General features: G+C 66.2%; 2 protein-coding genes. Both read right to left on the minus strand.

The features are described from left to right. Nucleotides 1-75: 75 nt before the first annotated feature. A complete protein-coding gene (locus tag ACFV20_RS37115; RefSeq protein ID WP_385665577.1) occupies nt 76-459 on the minus strand; it encodes a DUF1304 domain-containing protein in 384 nt (127 codons plus the stop codon). Between the two features lie 159 nt (nt 460-618). Next, the coding region (locus ACFV20_RS37120; protein ID WP_385665580.1) for an alpha/beta hydrolase at nt 619-1,102 on the minus strand (484 nt) is incomplete at its 5' end.

Consider the following 1,102-nt stretch of genomic DNA (forward strand, 5'->3'; position numbering starts at 1 on the left):
GAACCGCCCCCAAGAAACTGCGTATCCCTGCCACGCAGCAAGGAACCCGCCCCGCCCCCTGGCCAAGGACCAGTCTCAAAGCCCCGCAATCAGGAACACGAGGGCCAGCAGCGCGGGGCCGGCCTGGATCAATGCTGGACGGAGCATCCGGGAGTCCTTCAGAAGCAGCACCACGCCGGCAAGCATCATGGAGGCAGCGGCGTAGCCGACGAGGGTAGCCCCTACGGCGACGTTCCCCGCCCCCAGCAGGATGACGCCGAGGATCGCTCCCACGGCAAGGAAAAGATTGTAGAAGCCCTGGTTGTAGGCGAGCCCCTGGGTATGGGCCGCCTGTTCGCCGTTGGGAATCCGGAACAGCTCCATGGTCGCGGGGGCCGTCCACCGGATCGACTCGAGGACAAAGATGTACACGTGGATGGCAGCGGCAATGAGTGCGAAGACGGACGCGACGACGAGCATGGGTTCCTCCTACCGGCACCCGGTACCGGAGAACAGTGGACAGCAGGGACAGGCGCCCGGCGCCGTTTCCGGCTTCCCCTATGCTCGCATCCGGCACAGCCGGCCACAATGAGCCGCCGGCAACACGGACGCTCAGCAGACGAACAGGCTGGCTGAATCCTAGCGGTGCTCAGACGGACGGCGGGTCCGGCCGATAGCTGTCTCCAACCATCCGGCCACGGTGTCCTCCCAGCGGGCAGGGTCAACGTTGTATTCGCGGGTATGCCCGCCCTGCGGGAAACGGACGAAAGTCACCAGGTCCGGATTCTTCTCCGCCAGGTCCGCAGAGGGACCCACGGGAACAAACTCGTCCCGCTCGCTGTGCACGATCAGCACGGGGGTCCGGATTTCCTCGGCCCGGGACACCCAGTCCATGCTCCGCAAATCCAGCGGTGCGGCGAGCCCGGTCAGTGTCCGGCCGGCAGCGTTGGAGATCAGCCACTGCCCCAGCCTGCCAACCTGCGCGGGAATCCGGTTCAGGCGCGCGTGGTGGGCCAGGACCGCCACCCAGTTCACTACCGGACCATCAAGCACCAGGGCACGGATGTGCCGCTTGAGCGGTGATAGTTCCGCGGTCTGCAGCGCGATCGCTCCGCACATGGAC

The organism is Streptomyces sp. NPDC059696, from assembly GCF_042733745.1.
Lineage (GTDB): Bacteria > Actinomycetota > Actinomycetes > Streptomycetales > Streptomycetaceae > Streptomyces.